The sequence below is a fragment of the Paenibacillus sp. WG02 genome (assembly GCF_055396115.1).
The window spans coordinates 3,591,746-3,606,999 of sequence record NZ_AP036016.1; the positions used below are offsets into that span (position 1 = coordinate 3,591,746).

Consider the following 15,254-nt stretch of genomic DNA (forward strand, 5'->3'; position numbering starts at 1 on the left):
ACTTGCTGAGCTGCAATTGGTATTAGAGGAAACGAACAGCAGTTGTAATTCGAAGGCATTCCTAGTATACTAGCAAATGCGCCGGAAAGTTTGACAGACAATCGCTGGCTGTGGGTAAGCCACAGCGAGAGGAAAGTCCGGGCTCCATAAGGCAGGGTGCTGGATAACGTCCAGTCAACGCGAGTTGAAGGATAGGGCCACAGAAATGGACCGCCGATGGTTTCCCGCAAGGGATTCACAGGCAAGGGTGGAACCGTGGTGTAAGAGACCACGAGGTTCTATGGTGACATAGATCCTGGTAAACCCCACTTGGAGCAAGACCTAGAGGAACGCAAGCCGCTTTCGAGGCGGCAGTCTTAGCCTGAGACGCGTTCGGGTTGGTCGCTTGAGCTGTGCAGCAATGTATGGCCTAGATAGATGATTGTCACTTCAATGGTGGCAGGGGACAGACGCCCGCTATGACCACTGGAAGTACAGAACCCGGCTTACGGCAAACTTTCCATACTGTCGGTTACCCGCAAGGCTTAGGCCTTGCGGGTATTTAATTTGTCTGGAAGAAAAATAAGAGTTTCCAGAAGCTTCTATTTTCCCAAAAGGTAGCTAAAAAGGTGAAATAAGAGTCCCTAGAGACTCCTATTGATCTAAACATAAAAGTGGATATTAACTAAAAAAAGATTGATCAGCTCAGAGGCTGACCAACCTTTTTTCTAATAGGCATACTTTTTCGTAATAAGATGCATTTGACGAGATAAGCTTTGTGGAAAGAAAGAGACCTGCTTTGAGCTTTGTTCAGCCATATTCACAGCTTTCACAACATCAATTAAGCCAAAGCCGAAATATTTATCTCTTCCTTTGGTACCAAGATCTTGTGCGGATTGTTTAATAATTTCGTAAACTTCCGTGTTTTTCAAATTAGGATTTGCCGATCGAACCAAGGCTGCCAACGCCGTGACATGAGGGCTAGCCATCGATGTACCCGATAACGCGGCATATTGGTTATTAGGATACGTACTTGCGATACTGACACCTGGAGCCGTTACAGCAATATAGTCGCCATAATTTGAAAAAGGTGCTTTGTTATTCTGAGAATCACTCGCGGCTACAGCTAACACTTCGGGATAAGCAGCTGGATAACCAGGTCTTTCTGTATTGTCGTTACCGCTCGCCGCGATGAGTGCCACATCTTTATTGTAAGCATAACGGATGGCGTCGTGCAGAAAGCTTGAATCCGCGTAATTGCCAAGGCTGAGGTTAATGACTTTAGCGCCATGGTCGGCAGCCCAAATGATACCTTGAGCGACTGAATAGGTACTGCCTGCTCCAGTTTGGTCTAAAACTTTGACCGGTAATACTTTGTTATACCAAGTCATTCCTGCTACACCAAGATTGTTGTTAACTAATGCAGAAATAACTCCAGTAACATGTGTGCCATGTCCGACATCATCCTGCGGGTTGTCATTGTCACTAATCACGTTATAGCCAGGTAAAAGCTTATTATTCAGATCAGGGTGCTTCAAGTCAGCTCCTGTATCAACAACGGCAACAATCACATCTTTCGAACCGCGAGTTAATTGCCAGCCCTGAACGGTCTCGATGAGGGGCAGGTTCCATTGATATTTACTGTACAAATTATCATTAGGTATAAAATTAGTCGTTATATCTGTCGCTGGCGATGTCGATGTTCCCGAATCGGTTTGACTGGAACTGGAATCATCTTTATTCGAAGCTGCTTCTTGATCGTCATAATAATCATTTGTTAAATAGAGGAAATGAGGCTCCACATAGAGGACATCCCATTTCTTGAAATAAGCCATTAATGCTTTGGCTTCCATGCTCTCCGTGCGGAATACATACGTATAACCAAGTTTTTGGGCGGAAATGGCTTTTATTTCGTTTTTGATTTGTGTCAGCTGAGTCTCCGTTGGATCCTGCTTGAAGCGGACAACAACTTCATTTTGATGATAGTGGCTTGTTCCTTGATTATCTTCAGGATGATCGACGACTTTATCTTGTAGAGTGTCCGTATCCACAGACTCCACTTTCCATCGATTTTCGCTAGGGTATGGCTCTAGGCGCAAGTTTTTCATTTGATGATCTGTTACTTGATAAAGAACATCCTGATGAATAACACCTATTAGTGAGTTGTCTCTATTAGTTGAAGGGGTGCCTTGAACGAAATAAACATGCTGCGCAGCACCGAATTTAGGGGATTGATAATGTTTTCCTTCATCGACAGCTATTTTAGCTTCCTTTAAATAGGAGTTGGCTTGTTCTTTATATGAACTTGGCATTTCACCTACAGTAATCCCTTTTTCCAGTGGTTGACTTTGCTTTGACCAAATAAGCACATCCATTTTTTCATGCTCTTTTTTCATTTCGCTCAGCACGATTAATACAGGCTCTCCGTTTTCAATCTTGCTAAGCATTCGCGCATAATCGATGGAACATTGGCTTCTACATAGATCATCCGTCAGTTTAACATCCTGTTCAAGAAGAGATAACTTTGCAGTGGTTTCATACTTTGTACTGTACACTTCAGGTTCAGGTTGGTTCTCTTTATTTGAATGGTGAGGGAAAAGGATAATGCCTAAACCAAGAACTAAAGTCATAGATGACAGGTAACGCCACATAAATAGCTCCTCCTTCTAAACTTGCTTAGTATTCCGCCGACGAAACGAATTACCTTTGACTAGGGTGAGGCGCGGAGGATTGTTTTATACATGGAAACTGGAGTTTTACATATACCACTTCGGGTTAATTTATGGTAGGATAGGAATAGCGCAATTATAGGAGGTCTTCATAAATGGCTGTTTTTAATGTGAAAAATATTTGTGATTCAACGCGTACGAAGTTAAAAGAAACGACTGCCAAAATGGAACTGTTTCTGAATCAAAATTCGCTCGCTCAGTTAAATGTGGAGAATGATCCTGCTATGGATGAGTTTTACCGCGGTTACTTGCAGGATACTCGCCATCTATTAGTATTTTGTGAAGTGGCTTATGAGAAATTAGGCGTTAGCTTGAGACGTCCTACATTTAATGTGGATTTTTCGGAAAAAGTACTGTATGAGGTTTATCATACATGCGTCAATACATTTTTCTACCCTAAAAATGAATGCTATTCCGAAGATGGTCGCTATGCTTATACAGGACAAGATGCTATTCGTTTCCGCAAAAAGCCATCACGTGAAGTGCGCGATTTGACGATTGAGCTGTCCAAAGTATTCGAGGAACTTCGTGAAGATTTGTCTTACTATGAAACAGACTACATCACACAACGTCGTATGCAAGGCGAAAAAGTATAATTTTAATCGAAATGGCAAATACAAGAAGGGATGCGACTATAAGCGCATCCTTTTTCTTTTAAAAGGAGACATGGTGCATGGAGCGTGAGCAATTAATCAACAGCAGTATCTCGATTATTAAGCTAAATCAGCACCCTAGCGGGGGTTACGTAGCTTCACCGTTATTTCCGCCTTACTCTTACAGTTGGCTCAGAGATGGAACTTTTATCGCAAATGCGATGGACCGCTCGATGGAAACCGAAAGTGCTGAGCTTTTCTACCGTTGGGTACATCTTGTTTTGAGGGACAAGCGTTCACGCGTGGATGCATTAATTCGTAAACAGGAAGCCAAAGAGTGGATCGACCGCTCCGAATTTTTTGGAACGCGCTATCATTTAGATGGTCGTGATGACTTATCAGAGTGGGGACATTTTCAACTGGATGGTTATGGAGCGTGGCTTTGGGGTCTTACGGAACATATTCGTATAACAGGCCATACCTCGCTTTTGAATGAATTGCGGGAGAGTATTGAGATTACTGTAGATTATTTGATGACGTTCTGGCATTTTCCGAATTTTGATTGTTGGGAAGAGTTTCCCGATTATGTTCATCCGGCTACATTAGCATGTGTTTATGGCGGTTTAAAGGCACTTGGTGAACTAGAGAATCGTCCTCCATTACTTGAGAAAGCGGAATTGATTAAAAAGTTTATAGTGGATCACGCGGTCTATGAGGGGCGTTTCGTTAAATCCATTCATTGCTTAGGAGAAGTATGGCAGCCGGCTTTAAATGGGGTGGATGCAAGTTTGCTTTGGCTGGCAGTCCCGTTCGGCGTCTGTGAGGTCAATGATCCTATTATGTTGAAGACTGTACAAGCTATTGAAGCTGATCTCAAGCATGGTGGCATCCAAAGATATGTCGAAGATCGCTACTATGGAGGCGGAGAATGGCTGCTGCTAACCTCATGGTACGGATGGTACCAAGCGGAGCTAGGTCATCGTGAAGAGGCTCAGCGATGCTTAGATTGGGTAACAAGTAAAGCAGATAAGTTGGGTCGATTGCCAGAACAAGTGGCTGAAAGTCTTAGAGATCCCTCATCCCACCCAGAATGGATTGCCAAATGGGGAGAGCCAGCGCTGCCGCTGTTATGGTCTCAAGCGATGTTCTTGGTGCTTTCTGACAGCTTAAAATAAGCATAGTTCACCCTGATAGCGGGCAAATTGTTAAAGGGGTGATGATTATGCCGGATGTAAAATGTGCAGTTGCCAATTGCGAATACTGGGCGCAAGGCAACAACTGCAGTGCAGGAACGATTATGATTGAAGTCGATCAGCATGCTGCCGCCAACTATAATGAAGAGTTTGCAGGGGAATCATTTGATACGGATCATCAAGATGCAGCAAACAAAGTAGCGAATACTTGCTGCCACACTTTCAAAGCTAAGAACAAACATTAAGGTGCGTAACATGGAGGCAGCATGAATAAAGACGATGTCCCTCTGGATCATGCCACCAAGGAGCGGTTCCAAAAAGATCAGCTCCGCATTGAAAGCGGATTGAACCATAAGGAAGAATACGCAGCCGAAATTACTGCGCCTACCCGAAGAATCAACTATGCCGAACAGTATAAGGCCAAAAAGCCTGAGAAGCCTGAAACCAACTCCGATGTATCTGATGAAGAAGTTGCGGAATTGGTAGAGGTTGTCACGCGTAACAAAGCAGTAGGCTATGTCGCTCTGTTCGTTGCCTTGGCTTCTCTTTTTGTATGGCCTGTGTTGTTAGGTATATCGGGTATTGTGCTTGGCGTAATTGCGTTTCTTATGGGGAATAAGAGACTGGGGTCTTGGTCAATCGCGCTTGGTTTTATTGCCGTCGCCGCCTATTTATTGTTAGTCCCCTATTATGCTTGACCGATTACATGCAAGCCGAGAGATCGGCTTGTTTTTGTTTTTTTTGAAAAAAATCGCGTAAATTCGCGTTTCAAAGGGATAAATAGCGGGTAGAGACTCATTAAGGCATCGTTTTAATGTGTATACTCTCATTTGCTCGTACTATTTGGCTTCAGGAGTCATATTCGCACCTTTGAATGATTACAGTATTATTATATAATGAAAAGTGATAATTCAAATTCAAATCGAAATTAAGGGAGGTGTACCTACTCTCCTTGGTGCGGTAATCGTGCTTGATAGGGGATAGGTAAGGTATTGGAAGATCCTTTGCCCGGAACGTTAATCAGTTTTCTGTTAATGTTTGGACTGGTCATATTAAATGGTTTTTTTGTCGCAGCTGAATTCGCGATGGTCAAAGTTAGAGGTAGTCGCATTGATTCACTTGTTGGAGAAGGACGCCGCAATGCGAAATTTGCACAAGGAATCATGAATAATCTCGACGCCTACTTAGGTGCTTGTCAGCTCGGGATTACACTTACTTCGTTGGGACTTGGTTATGTCGGGGAACCGACGTTCGCCAAAATTCTGGAACCGTTATTCGCTCCTTTGAATTTGCCAGATTCGGTGTTCCACACGATTACCTTCATTATTGCTTTCTCCTTAATGACCACATTGCATATTACATTAGGCGAACAGTTCCCTAAGACGTATGCGATTCGTAAAGCTGAACAAATAACTCTGCTATCTGCAGGACCCATGGTTTTTTTCTATAAAGTGATGTATCCATTTATTTGGTTGTTGAACGGTATTTCGAACTGGATGTTACGACGTGCGGGAATCGAGCCTGCAACTGAACACGAATCGGCGCATACGGAGGATGAAATTCGTGTCCTTATGAAAGAAAGTCACAAAAACGGACTTATAGATAATACAGAGCTCACGCTTGTTGATAATATATTTGGATTTGCAGAGACAACAGCCCGAGAAATTATGATCCCAAGAACCGAAATGGAATGTTTGTATGCCGGACTTTCCTATTCTGAGAATCTTGCGATTGCCATTAAGGAAATGCGTACGCGCTACCCGGTCTGTGATCCGGACAAAGACAATATTATTGGCTTCGTTCACATTAAGGATTTACTCAAGCCGGATGCGAACCTGAAAGGGATCAAGAAAATTATCCGACCGATAACGACCGTACCAGATTCGATTCTTATCAGTGATTTGTTGAAGATGATGCAGAAAAGAAAAAGCCAGATGGCACTGCTTATTGATGAGTACGGTGGAACATCAGGTCTTGTAACACTCGAAGACATTATGGAAGAAATTGTTGGAGAAATTCAAGATGAATTTGATGAAGAGCGTCCAACGATCGAAATCAAGGATGAAAACACGTATTCCATTGACGGTTTGCTTTTAATTGATGAAGTGAATGACTATTTCGGACTTGAAATTGAGTCGGATGATTACGATACAATCGGTGGATGGATTTACTCGAAAACAGAGATACCGCCAAGCAAGAACCAACAAGTAAGCTACAACGACGAGTTTTTATTTATCGTGGAAGAGACAGATCATCTTCGGATTTCTCGTGTCATGGTAAGAAAATTGTCGGATGAGAGTGAGCTGCTGCAGCAAAACATTTCTTGAGATGGATGAGACTGTCAAATGACGGTTTCTTTTTTTGTAATTGGGGATAGTCGTCAGGGCATAAAACGTGTACAATGAAGACAACGATGAATGATAGAAACGAGGTCTGACGGATGAACAGCACGAACAGCATTGACCCTAGAGTAATGAAAGAATTGCTCCAGCTTCAGCTGCTTAATAAAATGAGTTTGCTATCCGGTGAAACCGCGACATCAAGTACGGACGATTCAGGCGATTTTAGTGCGCTGCTCGACACGATTATGGGACAATCTGGTGGAACTGGCGTTACAAGCCAAGACACTTTATCTTCCATGCTGGGTAACACGACAAACAGTTTGCCAAGTTCTTTGGGCGCTTTGAATAGAGCTTATACACCGCTGCAAACAGTGAGCAAAGCATCCTCAGTTTCTCAGTATGACGGTTTTATCCAAGAGGCAAGTCAAAAATACGGTGTGGATACTTCGCTTGTCAAGGCAGTTATTCAGCAAGAATCCGAATTCAATCATCAAGCCGTATCGCCGGCAGGTGCCAAAGGTTTAATGCAGCTTATGGATGGGACAGGCAGCGGCTTCGGAGTGACGAATCCGTTTGATCCTAAGCAAAATGTGGATGCAGGTACTCATTTCCTTAGCAATTTAATCAAGAAGTACGATGGAAATGAAGGGGTTGCTCTCGCAGCTTACAATGCTGGGCCTGGACGAGTTGATAGATTAGGCATCAAGACTGATCAGGATCTGGCTAACAAACTGCATTTACTTCCAAAGGAAACGCAAGGCTACATCTCTAAAGTGATGGGTCACAGGCAGAATTTTTCGTTATAATCATTAGCTAGCTAGCTGATTTTCGCATGCTTATGCGGAGGTCAGCTTTTTGTGTTACCGGAGTATGCTTGAGTTATGCCCTATTTTAGGCTTTAATGATGTAAGGAATTCAAATTGATTGTGCGCGGCAGCAAGAGCGTGAAAAAAAGGGGAATGAACAAAAAATGCTTTATTTGGACTATGCGGCGACAACGCCAATTTATGAAGAAGTCATTGATACGATAGCCGAAGTAATGAAGGAGCATTATGGAAATCCATCTTCGATTCATCGATTAGGGATACAAGCGGAGAAGCTGCTAAACAGCTCCAAAGAGGTGATTGCAGGTGCATTAGGTGTGCTGCCTGCTGAAATTATATGTACATCTGGCGGAACGGAAAGTAATAATTTGGCAATTAAGGGTGCCGTTTACAGTTATCAAAACCGCGGAAAGCATCTCATTACTACGCAAATCGAACATTCCTCCGTGAAGGAAGTTTTTCTCGAACTGGAAAATGAGGGCTTTCGTGTTACTTATTTACCTGTAAATAGCAGTGGGAGTGTTGAGCTAGAGACCCTACAAGCAGCAATAACAGATGGTACCATCCTTGTCAGTGTGATGTATGTCAATAATGAAGTAGGGACGATTCAGCCTATCCAAGAAATTGGCCGGTGGTTAGCTCAATATCCAAAGGTGTTATTTCATGTTGATGCCGTTCAAGGCATTGCAAAGCTTCCTTTTCACCCTAAAGAGTGGGGTGTTGACTTATGCAGCGCATCAGCTCATAAATTCAGAGGCCCTAAGGGAGTTGGGTTTCTGTACCGCAGAGCGGGTGTACAGCTCAAACCACAGCTTCTAGGAGGCGGTCAAGAAAATGGCATTCGCTCCGGTACGGAAAATGTCCCACTCATTGTAGGAATGGCCAAAGCGCTCCGGCTTTCCGTAGACAACCTTACAGCCAAAACAGAGCATAAGTATCGGTTAAGACGCATAATTGTTGATGGTATCTCATCGATCCCTGAGCTTACCCTTACCGGATCCGATCAGGACGAGGAGATGGCTCCCCATATTGTTCATTTTGCTTTCGCGGGAATGAAGGCGGAGGTTGTTGTTCATGCTCTCGAGCAGCGGCACATCTACATTTCTACGAAATCAGCCTGTGCATCAGAGGAATCAGATCCAAGCACAGTAATGCTTGCTCTAGGCTGCAGTCGTGAGAGAGCTGTTAGCGGACTAAGAGTTAGCTTTTCTGACGAACATCAAGAGAAAGACGCACAGCTATTCATTGCCGCATTGCGAGAGGTCGTGAAGGAACTTGCTCCCATGCTCAGCAAATCATCAGTCAGAAGGGGGACGAGAAGATGAAACCGGATTGTTTAATTTTGCGCTTTGGCGAGTTGACGCTGAAAGGGAAAAATCGTAAGCGTTTTGAACGAAGTGTCATGACGCAAATTCGCAAAGTTTTAGGCTCTTTTCCTGATTTAAGGTATATTCCCGAGTTTGGACGCGTATATGTGGAGCTAGGGGGAGCAGCTTATGAAGAAGCTTCAGCGGCTTTGCAACGCGTTTTTGGACTTGCATCGTTTAGTCCTGCCTATCATGCTCCTATGGAGGTCGAAGCCATTCAAGAGATGGCGCTGCGTATGATGCAGGCATTGCCCAAACAACCAGCAACCTTTAAAGTGACCGTTCGCAGAGTGAACAAATCATTTCCCCATGATTCACAGCGAATGAATTATTTGGTTGGAGGCTATGTTCTCCAAGCATCACCGGGTCTTCAGGTGGATGTTCATAATCCTGAAGTTGAGCTTCGGGTGGAAATTCGCGAAGAGCAAGTACTCATGTATGTAGAGGTAATTGAGGGGGCAGGAGGATTCCCGTCTGGAACGAGTGGAAAAGCGCTGCTGATGCTGTCAGGGGGAATTGATAGTCCGGTTGCCGGTTGGTTGGCGATGCGCAAGGGACTTTCCATCGAGGCCGTTCATTTTCATAGTTATCCTTATACCAGCGAGCGTGCGAAGGATAAAGTGATTGAACTGGCACACCAGCTGTCTGCTTATACGGATTCCTTGAAGCTTCATTTGGTTCCATTTACGGATGTACAGACATCTATCCACCGTGAGTATCAAGATAATTTATTAGTAACGCTTATACGTAGAGCGATGTATCGCATTGCCGAAAAGATTGCAGACCGAGAAGGTCTAAGTGCGTTAGTGACCGGCGAAAGCTTAGGCCAGGTGGCTAGTCAAACGCTGCCAAGCCTAAATGTCATAGGGCGCGTTGTAACGCTGCCGCTTTTACAGCCGCTCATGATGATGGACAAGCAAGAGATTATTCGAATTGCCGAATCAATAGGCACGTTCCCGATCTCCATTTTGCCTTATGAGGATTGCTGTTCCTTATTTCTTCCTCCATCCCCAAGTACAAATCCTAACTTGCGTATGGTTGAGAAAATCGAGAACAGCATGGACTTCTTACCTGAATTAATTGAGAAAGCTGTCTTAGAAACAGAAACCATTGAAATTGTTCATGGACAAATGAAGAAGGTGTCGGACTCCCCTTTATTCTAACTCTATTCGCCGCTATGATCGCAGATATCTCACCTGCTCGCCATGCATCCTGGGAGGTTGTAAAGCATGATTGATGCGCTCATTTTGTTTTTACAAATTATGTTGATCAATATTGTGCTTAGCGGTGATAATGCCGTCGTCATTGCATTGGCTAGCAAAAATTTGCCGCTTGCCCAGCGTAAGCTTGCGATATGGTGGGGAGCTTTCGGGGCTATTGCCTTGCGGTTAATTCTGACTTTAGTTGCAGTTAGCCTTCTCGATATCCCATACATTCAAGCCGGGGGATCCCTTCTCCTATTCTGGATTGCCATAAAGCTTCTTACGGATGATGACAGCCATGCAAATGTGAAAGAAGCCTCAACGCTTGGAAAAGCGATATGGACGATTGTTGTAGCGGATTTCGTGATGAGTTTGGATAATGTACTTGCAATTGCGGCTAAAGGGAATGGGAACAATACCGTTATCATTCTTGGTATAGGACTTAGCATCCCCATCATTATATGGGGAAGTACGCTAGTGATGGATCTACTGCATAGATTTCCAATTCTCGTATTTATGGGGGCAGGCATTCTCGGTTATACAGCGGGGGAAATGTTCGTTAAAGACGAGAAAATGATTGATTGGCTGCTGCATGATTATGAATCACTGCATGTATGGATCCCTATTGTAGCGGCTTCGCTCGTTATTATGATCGGCCTAACCTTCAAATGGGTGCGATTACTGCCATTTAATGCAAGAAATGAATAGAGGATTTGGAAAACCGCCAAGCTGAAGCTATCAGCGAAGCGGTTTGTTTTTTTATGTTAGAAATTGAAACTTTTTTCCAATTATGTCGTCTAGATATGAAGTAGGTTATGCATAGAAGGGAGTTCACAGCGTGAAATTTAGTTCGTTTAAGACACGTACATTTCGTCTCACCTGTTTTCTAGTATGTTCGATCCTTGCTTTATGTTTCCAAGCTTTGGTTCCCATCTCTAGTGTAGTTCATGCAGATGAAGCGATGATTGAGATTCAATCTGAAGTCGGATTCGGAGCTTCTAATGTCAAACAGGGGCGTTGGACGCCTGTTACAATGACACTGCATAATCAAGGGGCTGATTTATCCGGAGATCTCGTGGTCATGGTAGCCAATCCGAATCGGAGTAAGGATTTTAGTTATGTGCAGCATGTCGAGCTTCCAAAAGGCAGTACGAAAGTGGTATCTATGCTCTTACCGGGTTACGCGTATACCAAAAGCAATAATACGATCGCCTTTTATGAAAAATCATTGAAAAACGGAAAGAAAAAAGCTTTAGATGGCAAGACCTATCTGGAATCCTTTCATTTACCTAAAGAGACTTTACAGGTTGGCGTTCTCGCCCGAGATGTAGATACACTGAACTTCCTTTCGCTGCTCGGTCAGTCAGGCAAGAAGCTCAATGTTCTTCATCTTAAACAAGCAGATATTCCGCGTGAGGCTTTGGGTTTAGATGGCTTAGATGTTCTTGCCTTGAACGATTTCGCCTCGGATACACTGACAGGAGAACAAGTACAAGCCATTCTGCAATGGACAAAAAGGGGGGGGACCCTCCTTCTAGCTGGCGGAGCTGGCTATCCGAAGACTGCTGCCCCTTTCGCAGAAGCTTCTCCTGTGGCATATCAAGGTACAACGACAGTGAAAGAGCTTCCTGAGCTCGTTAAGGTGGGGGAGAAGGAGCTGATTCTCACACAGCCGTTCACACTTTCACAAGCAAAGCTGGTTAAAGGAGGGGAATCGGTTGTTACTGACGAAGCGCTGCCTATTTATGCGAGAGGTTCGTATGGGAGCGGGTTCGTGACTTACGTGGCGTATGATTTATCTCTAAATCCACTTGCCTCATGGAACGGGAATGCTAGAGTTTGGGAGCAAATGCTGTCAGGACCGCTAGCGTCTGCGAATGCCTTTAATTTAAACCAGATGAGGTACGGCAATGATCCCTACTATGAGTTGGATCGGGCATTAGAATACTTCCCATCTTTGCAGCCGCCTAAATTGGCTATTCTAGCCTTGGTTTTACTGCTTTATGCGATTGTAGTAGGGCCGTTATTATATATGATTTTACGTCGATTAGATCGAAGAGAATGGGCTTGGTTCGTCATTCCAATAGTTGCTATCGTGACAAGCATTGGAATCTTTCAATTTGGGGCGTCCAATCGCGGGAGTACAATGGCTCAAACGTTTCATACGATTACATTAAATGGCTCAGGCTCTGGGATAAAGCAGTCCACATTATCTGTATTTTTACCCAAAGGAGGCAGCATGGAGCTTAAATTCCCAGGGAAAATAGCCGTATCTCCTTTTATGCAAGGTGAAGTTTATCCTAGCTTACAGCTGCATGAACGAAGCGAACTTGTTATAAGACAAGATCAGGAGGCAGCAATTGTAGGATTACAGGATATCCCATACGCCTCGATCAGCAAATTGGCAATAGATGAAGAGAAGCCGGTTCAGTTAGGGATGCTTGACTACAGCATATCTGAGTTATCTGCCAAAGGAGCGAAAGGGCAAATAACGAATAATACCAAGAAGGATTTAACAGATGTAGCTGTGTTGGTGAATCAGTCGTTTGTCAAAATCGGTTCCGTTAAGGCTGGAGCTTCAGCCAACTTTGATACAGCGAATGGCTTCGGAATTTCCAATAGTCCCGATGTTGCGCAGCTTGCATTTCCAAATCTCATGGTGAATACCGGTTATGACACGGGCTTGCATCAGCGTTCCATGTTAAATGCGTATTTACATCGCAAGGTCACGCTTTCAGGAGGATTTGATCCGATGATTATCGGGTGGGTAAAGGAACGGACTTCCTTAAGCCTATCATCAAGCGGCAGCATACCAACTGAGGAGTTAACGCTTATAGCCCAGGACATGAAGATTAATTATGTGACACCTGAGGGCAAAATTGTGATTCCAAGCACAGTGATGGTACCTGAATTACTTGATAATCATTTGAAAATGAGCGCCATTCAATTCCAAAATGGTCCTTTCATGCAAATGGGCAGCGGAGATGTTACGCTCAGTTATCAATTGCCATTCGTTGCGGGCGCCAGCTATCAAACGATGGAAATGACGGGAGATCCCAATCCAGATGTAACCTTGGATTTATGGAATTCACAGTCCAATGCCTGGGAGCCATTAACTTTAAAATCATTCCAATCCTGGGAGGGAGACAAGCTGCAACCATATTTGCTTGAAGGGAAATCGATTCGTCTGAAAGTAACCACGATACAAAATCATACCATGTTCCGAATCCCTGCAGTTTCTCTGGAAGGGTCGGTGAAACGATGATTACGACGAAGGAATTAACGAGAAAATATGGCAACTTCACGGCACTTGATTCGTTGACTATGCAAATCGATAAGGGAACCGTATTTGGTTTTGTAGGTCCTAACGGGGCAGGGAAATCAACAACGATGTCCATCCTTGCAACTCTTTTAAGCCCGACATCGGGCACAGCCTTGGTTGGTGGATATGATGTTACGGAGAAGCCGAGAGAGGTTCGAAAGCTGATTGGGTACATGCCGGATTTTTTTGGCGTGTATGACAACTTTAAAGCTACGGAGTATCTGGATTTCTATGGCGCAAGCTATGGTATACCTAGAGCCGAACGATTGAAGCTGATCCCTCAGCTCCTAGACCTTGTCAATTTATCGGAAAAAGCAGACTTCTATGTGGATTCATTGTCAAGAGGAATGAAACAGCGTCTTTGCTTGGCTAGATGCTTGGTGCATGAGCCGGAGGTACTTATTCTCGATGAACCGGCTTCTGGACTTGATCCTAGAGCTCGAATCGAGATGAGAGAAATACTTAAAGAACTCAAAGCGATGGGTAAAACAATCATTATTTCATCACATATTTTGCCAGAGCTGGCTGAAATGGTGGATGAAATCGGGGTTATTGAATATGGTAAGCTTATCGCAAAAGGGAAAGTTTCCGATATTCAAAGCCGGATGAAAGCCAATCGTGTACTTCAAATACGCATGGTGAATAGGACGGAAGAAGCATTGGCGTTCCTTGAACAACAACCGCATGTCACCCTGGTGTTTACCGATGAGAAAGGTTTGCACGTTCATTTTGGCGGTACGGATGAGGATCAGTCTCTTTTACTTGCCCGATTGGTTGAAAAAGGCTTTCCTATCCTGTCATTTAGCGAAGCTTTGACGAATTTGGAAGATGTATTCCTGGAAATAACGAAAGGAGGCGGAGCGCACGATGAACAGCAAGTTAAATTGGATTAATCCTGTCATGGAAAAAGAATTTCGCTTGCGCATGCGGACCATTCGATCTCCGATCTCCATCCTGGTTTATCTGTTAGCCATAGGCTTGTTTGCCCTTGGATTTGCTTATATAAACATGAGTAACCAGCAGGCAGGGGTGCTTAATGCAGCGAGAAGCAGTGAACTATTTTACTTTCTAAGCGGAGCGCAGCTTGTCTTGATCGCTTTTATGACGCCAGGATTAACAGCTGGGGTTGTAAGCGGAGAACGTGAAAAACAGACATTAAACATGCTTCTTACGACGCAACAGAGCTCGGGGACGATTATTCTCAGTAAGTTGTTTGCTTCCCTAAGTTTCATGCTGCTGACGGTAGTAGCTACGATGCCGCTGTACAGTATTGTTTTCTTATATGGGGGCGTCTCTCCAAAACAAGTTCTCTCTGTATTTGTTTTTTATGTATTTGTTATGCTTCTCTTCGGAGCTGTGGGGATTTTCTTCTCTACAATCCTAAAGAAGACGGTAGTTTCTGTGATAGCGACATATGGCTTTGTACTCTTTGTTTTTGGGTTTACAGCTCTTGCTGGACTTTTCTTCGGAAATTTAGGAAGACAAGGGATGAATGAGGAAATACTTGGTTATTTCCTGAGTTTTAACCCGATGGCTGTCCTTGCAAGTTTGATGGTTCCTGATTTTGCCAAGAATCTGTTTAAAGGGCATACGCTGCTGCAAATGTGGCATATTTTCGTTGGCAGCTACACGGTTCTCTTGCTGGTCCTGATCTGGCTTAGTGTGAGGTATTTAAGGCCGATTATGAAACGGAAGAAATAAAG

General features: G+C 43.9%; 13 protein-coding genes and 1 other RNA gene. 13 read left to right on the forward strand and 1 reads right to left on the reverse strand.

Going from position 1 to position 15,254, the window contains the following annotated elements:
• The first annotated feature begins 85 nt into the window (after positions 1-85).
• Positions 86-503, forward strand: an RNA gene (gene rnpB / locus ACBP55_RS15890) — RNase P RNA component class A.
• A 204-nt stretch (positions 504-707) separates the two neighbouring features.
• Here rnpB and ACBP55_RS15895 read toward each other — a convergent pair.
• On the reverse strand, positions 708-2,630 hold the full coding sequence (locus tag ACBP55_RS15895) for a S8 family peptidase (RefSeq protein WP_464652742.1): 1,923 nt from the start codon (positions 2,628-2,630) through the stop codon (positions 708-710).
• 173 nt (positions 2,631-2,803) lie between these two features.
• On the opposite strand from ACBP55_RS15895, the gene ACBP55_RS15900 reads away from it, so the two are divergent.
• From ACBP55_RS15900 to ACBP55_RS15955, 12 genes are all read left to right on the forward strand, one after another.
• Positions 2,804-3,304 (forward strand): YpuI family protein, encoded by a 501-nt coding sequence (locus ACBP55_RS15900; protein WP_029195899.1) that lies wholly within the window; start codon positions 2,804-2,806, stop codon positions 3,302-3,304.
• Positions 3,305-3,381: 77 nt separating this feature from the next.
• On the forward strand, positions 3,382-4,476 hold the full coding sequence (locus ACBP55_RS15905) for a glycoside hydrolase family 15 protein (RefSeq protein WP_464652743.1): 1,095 nt from the start codon (positions 3,382-3,384) through the stop codon (positions 4,474-4,476).
• A 47-nt stretch (positions 4,477-4,523) separates the two neighbouring features.
• Positions 4,524-4,739, forward strand: coding sequence for a DUF1540 domain-containing protein (locus ACBP55_RS15910; protein ID WP_029195901.1), 216 nt, complete (start codon positions 4,524-4,526; stop codon positions 4,737-4,739).
• A gap of 21 nt (positions 4,740-4,760) precedes the next feature.
• A complete protein-coding gene (locus ACBP55_RS15915; protein ID WP_464652744.1) occupies positions 4,761-5,192 on the forward strand; it encodes a hypothetical protein in 432 nt (143 codons plus the stop codon).
• A gap of 336 nt (positions 5,193-5,528) precedes the next feature.
• Positions 5,529-6,821 (forward strand): hemolysin family protein, encoded by a 1,293-nt coding sequence (locus tag ACBP55_RS15920; protein ID WP_036633343.1) that lies wholly within the window; start codon positions 5,529-5,531, stop codon positions 6,819-6,821.
• Between the two features lie 113 nt (positions 6,822-6,934).
• Positions 6,935-7,642, forward strand: coding sequence for a lytic transglycosylase domain-containing protein (locus tag ACBP55_RS15925; RefSeq protein WP_464652745.1), 708 nt, complete (start codon positions 6,935-6,937; stop codon positions 7,640-7,642).
• Positions 7,643-7,806: 164 nt separating this feature from the next.
• Entirely contained in the window at positions 7,807-8,985 is a 1,179-nt protein-coding gene (locus ACBP55_RS15930) for a cysteine desulfurase family protein (protein ID WP_464652746.1), read from the forward strand.
• Complete coding sequence (gene thiI, locus ACBP55_RS15935; protein ID WP_464652747.1) at positions 8,982-10,190, forward strand: tRNA uracil 4-sulfurtransferase ThiI; 1,209 nt, start codon at positions 8,982-8,984, stop codon at positions 10,188-10,190. Before ACBP55_RS15930 ends, thiI begins: the two co-directional genes overlap by 4 nt.
• Before the next feature lie 66 nt (positions 10,191-10,256).
• Positions 10,257-10,937 (forward strand): TerC family protein, encoded by a 681-nt coding sequence (locus ACBP55_RS15940; protein ID WP_173186487.1) that lies wholly within the window; start codon positions 10,257-10,259, stop codon positions 10,935-10,937.
• Positions 10,938-11,067: 130 nt separating this feature from the next.
• On the forward strand, positions 11,068-13,494 hold the full coding sequence (locus ACBP55_RS15945; protein ID WP_464652748.1) for a hypothetical protein: 2,427 nt from the start codon (positions 11,068-11,070) through the stop codon (positions 13,492-13,494).
• Positions 13,491-14,444 (forward strand): ABC transporter ATP-binding protein, encoded by a 954-nt coding sequence (locus ACBP55_RS15950; protein WP_464652749.1) that lies wholly within the window; start codon positions 13,491-13,493, stop codon positions 14,442-14,444. Before ACBP55_RS15945 ends, ACBP55_RS15950 begins: the two co-directional genes overlap by 4 nt.
• Positions 14,419-15,252, forward strand: a complete 834-nt coding sequence (locus ACBP55_RS15955; RefSeq protein WP_464652750.1) for an ABC transporter permease — start codon at positions 14,419-14,421, stop codon at positions 15,250-15,252. The genes ACBP55_RS15950 and ACBP55_RS15955 overlap by 26 nt, the downstream gene beginning before the upstream one ends.
• Positions 15,253-15,254: the final 2 nt, after the last annotated feature.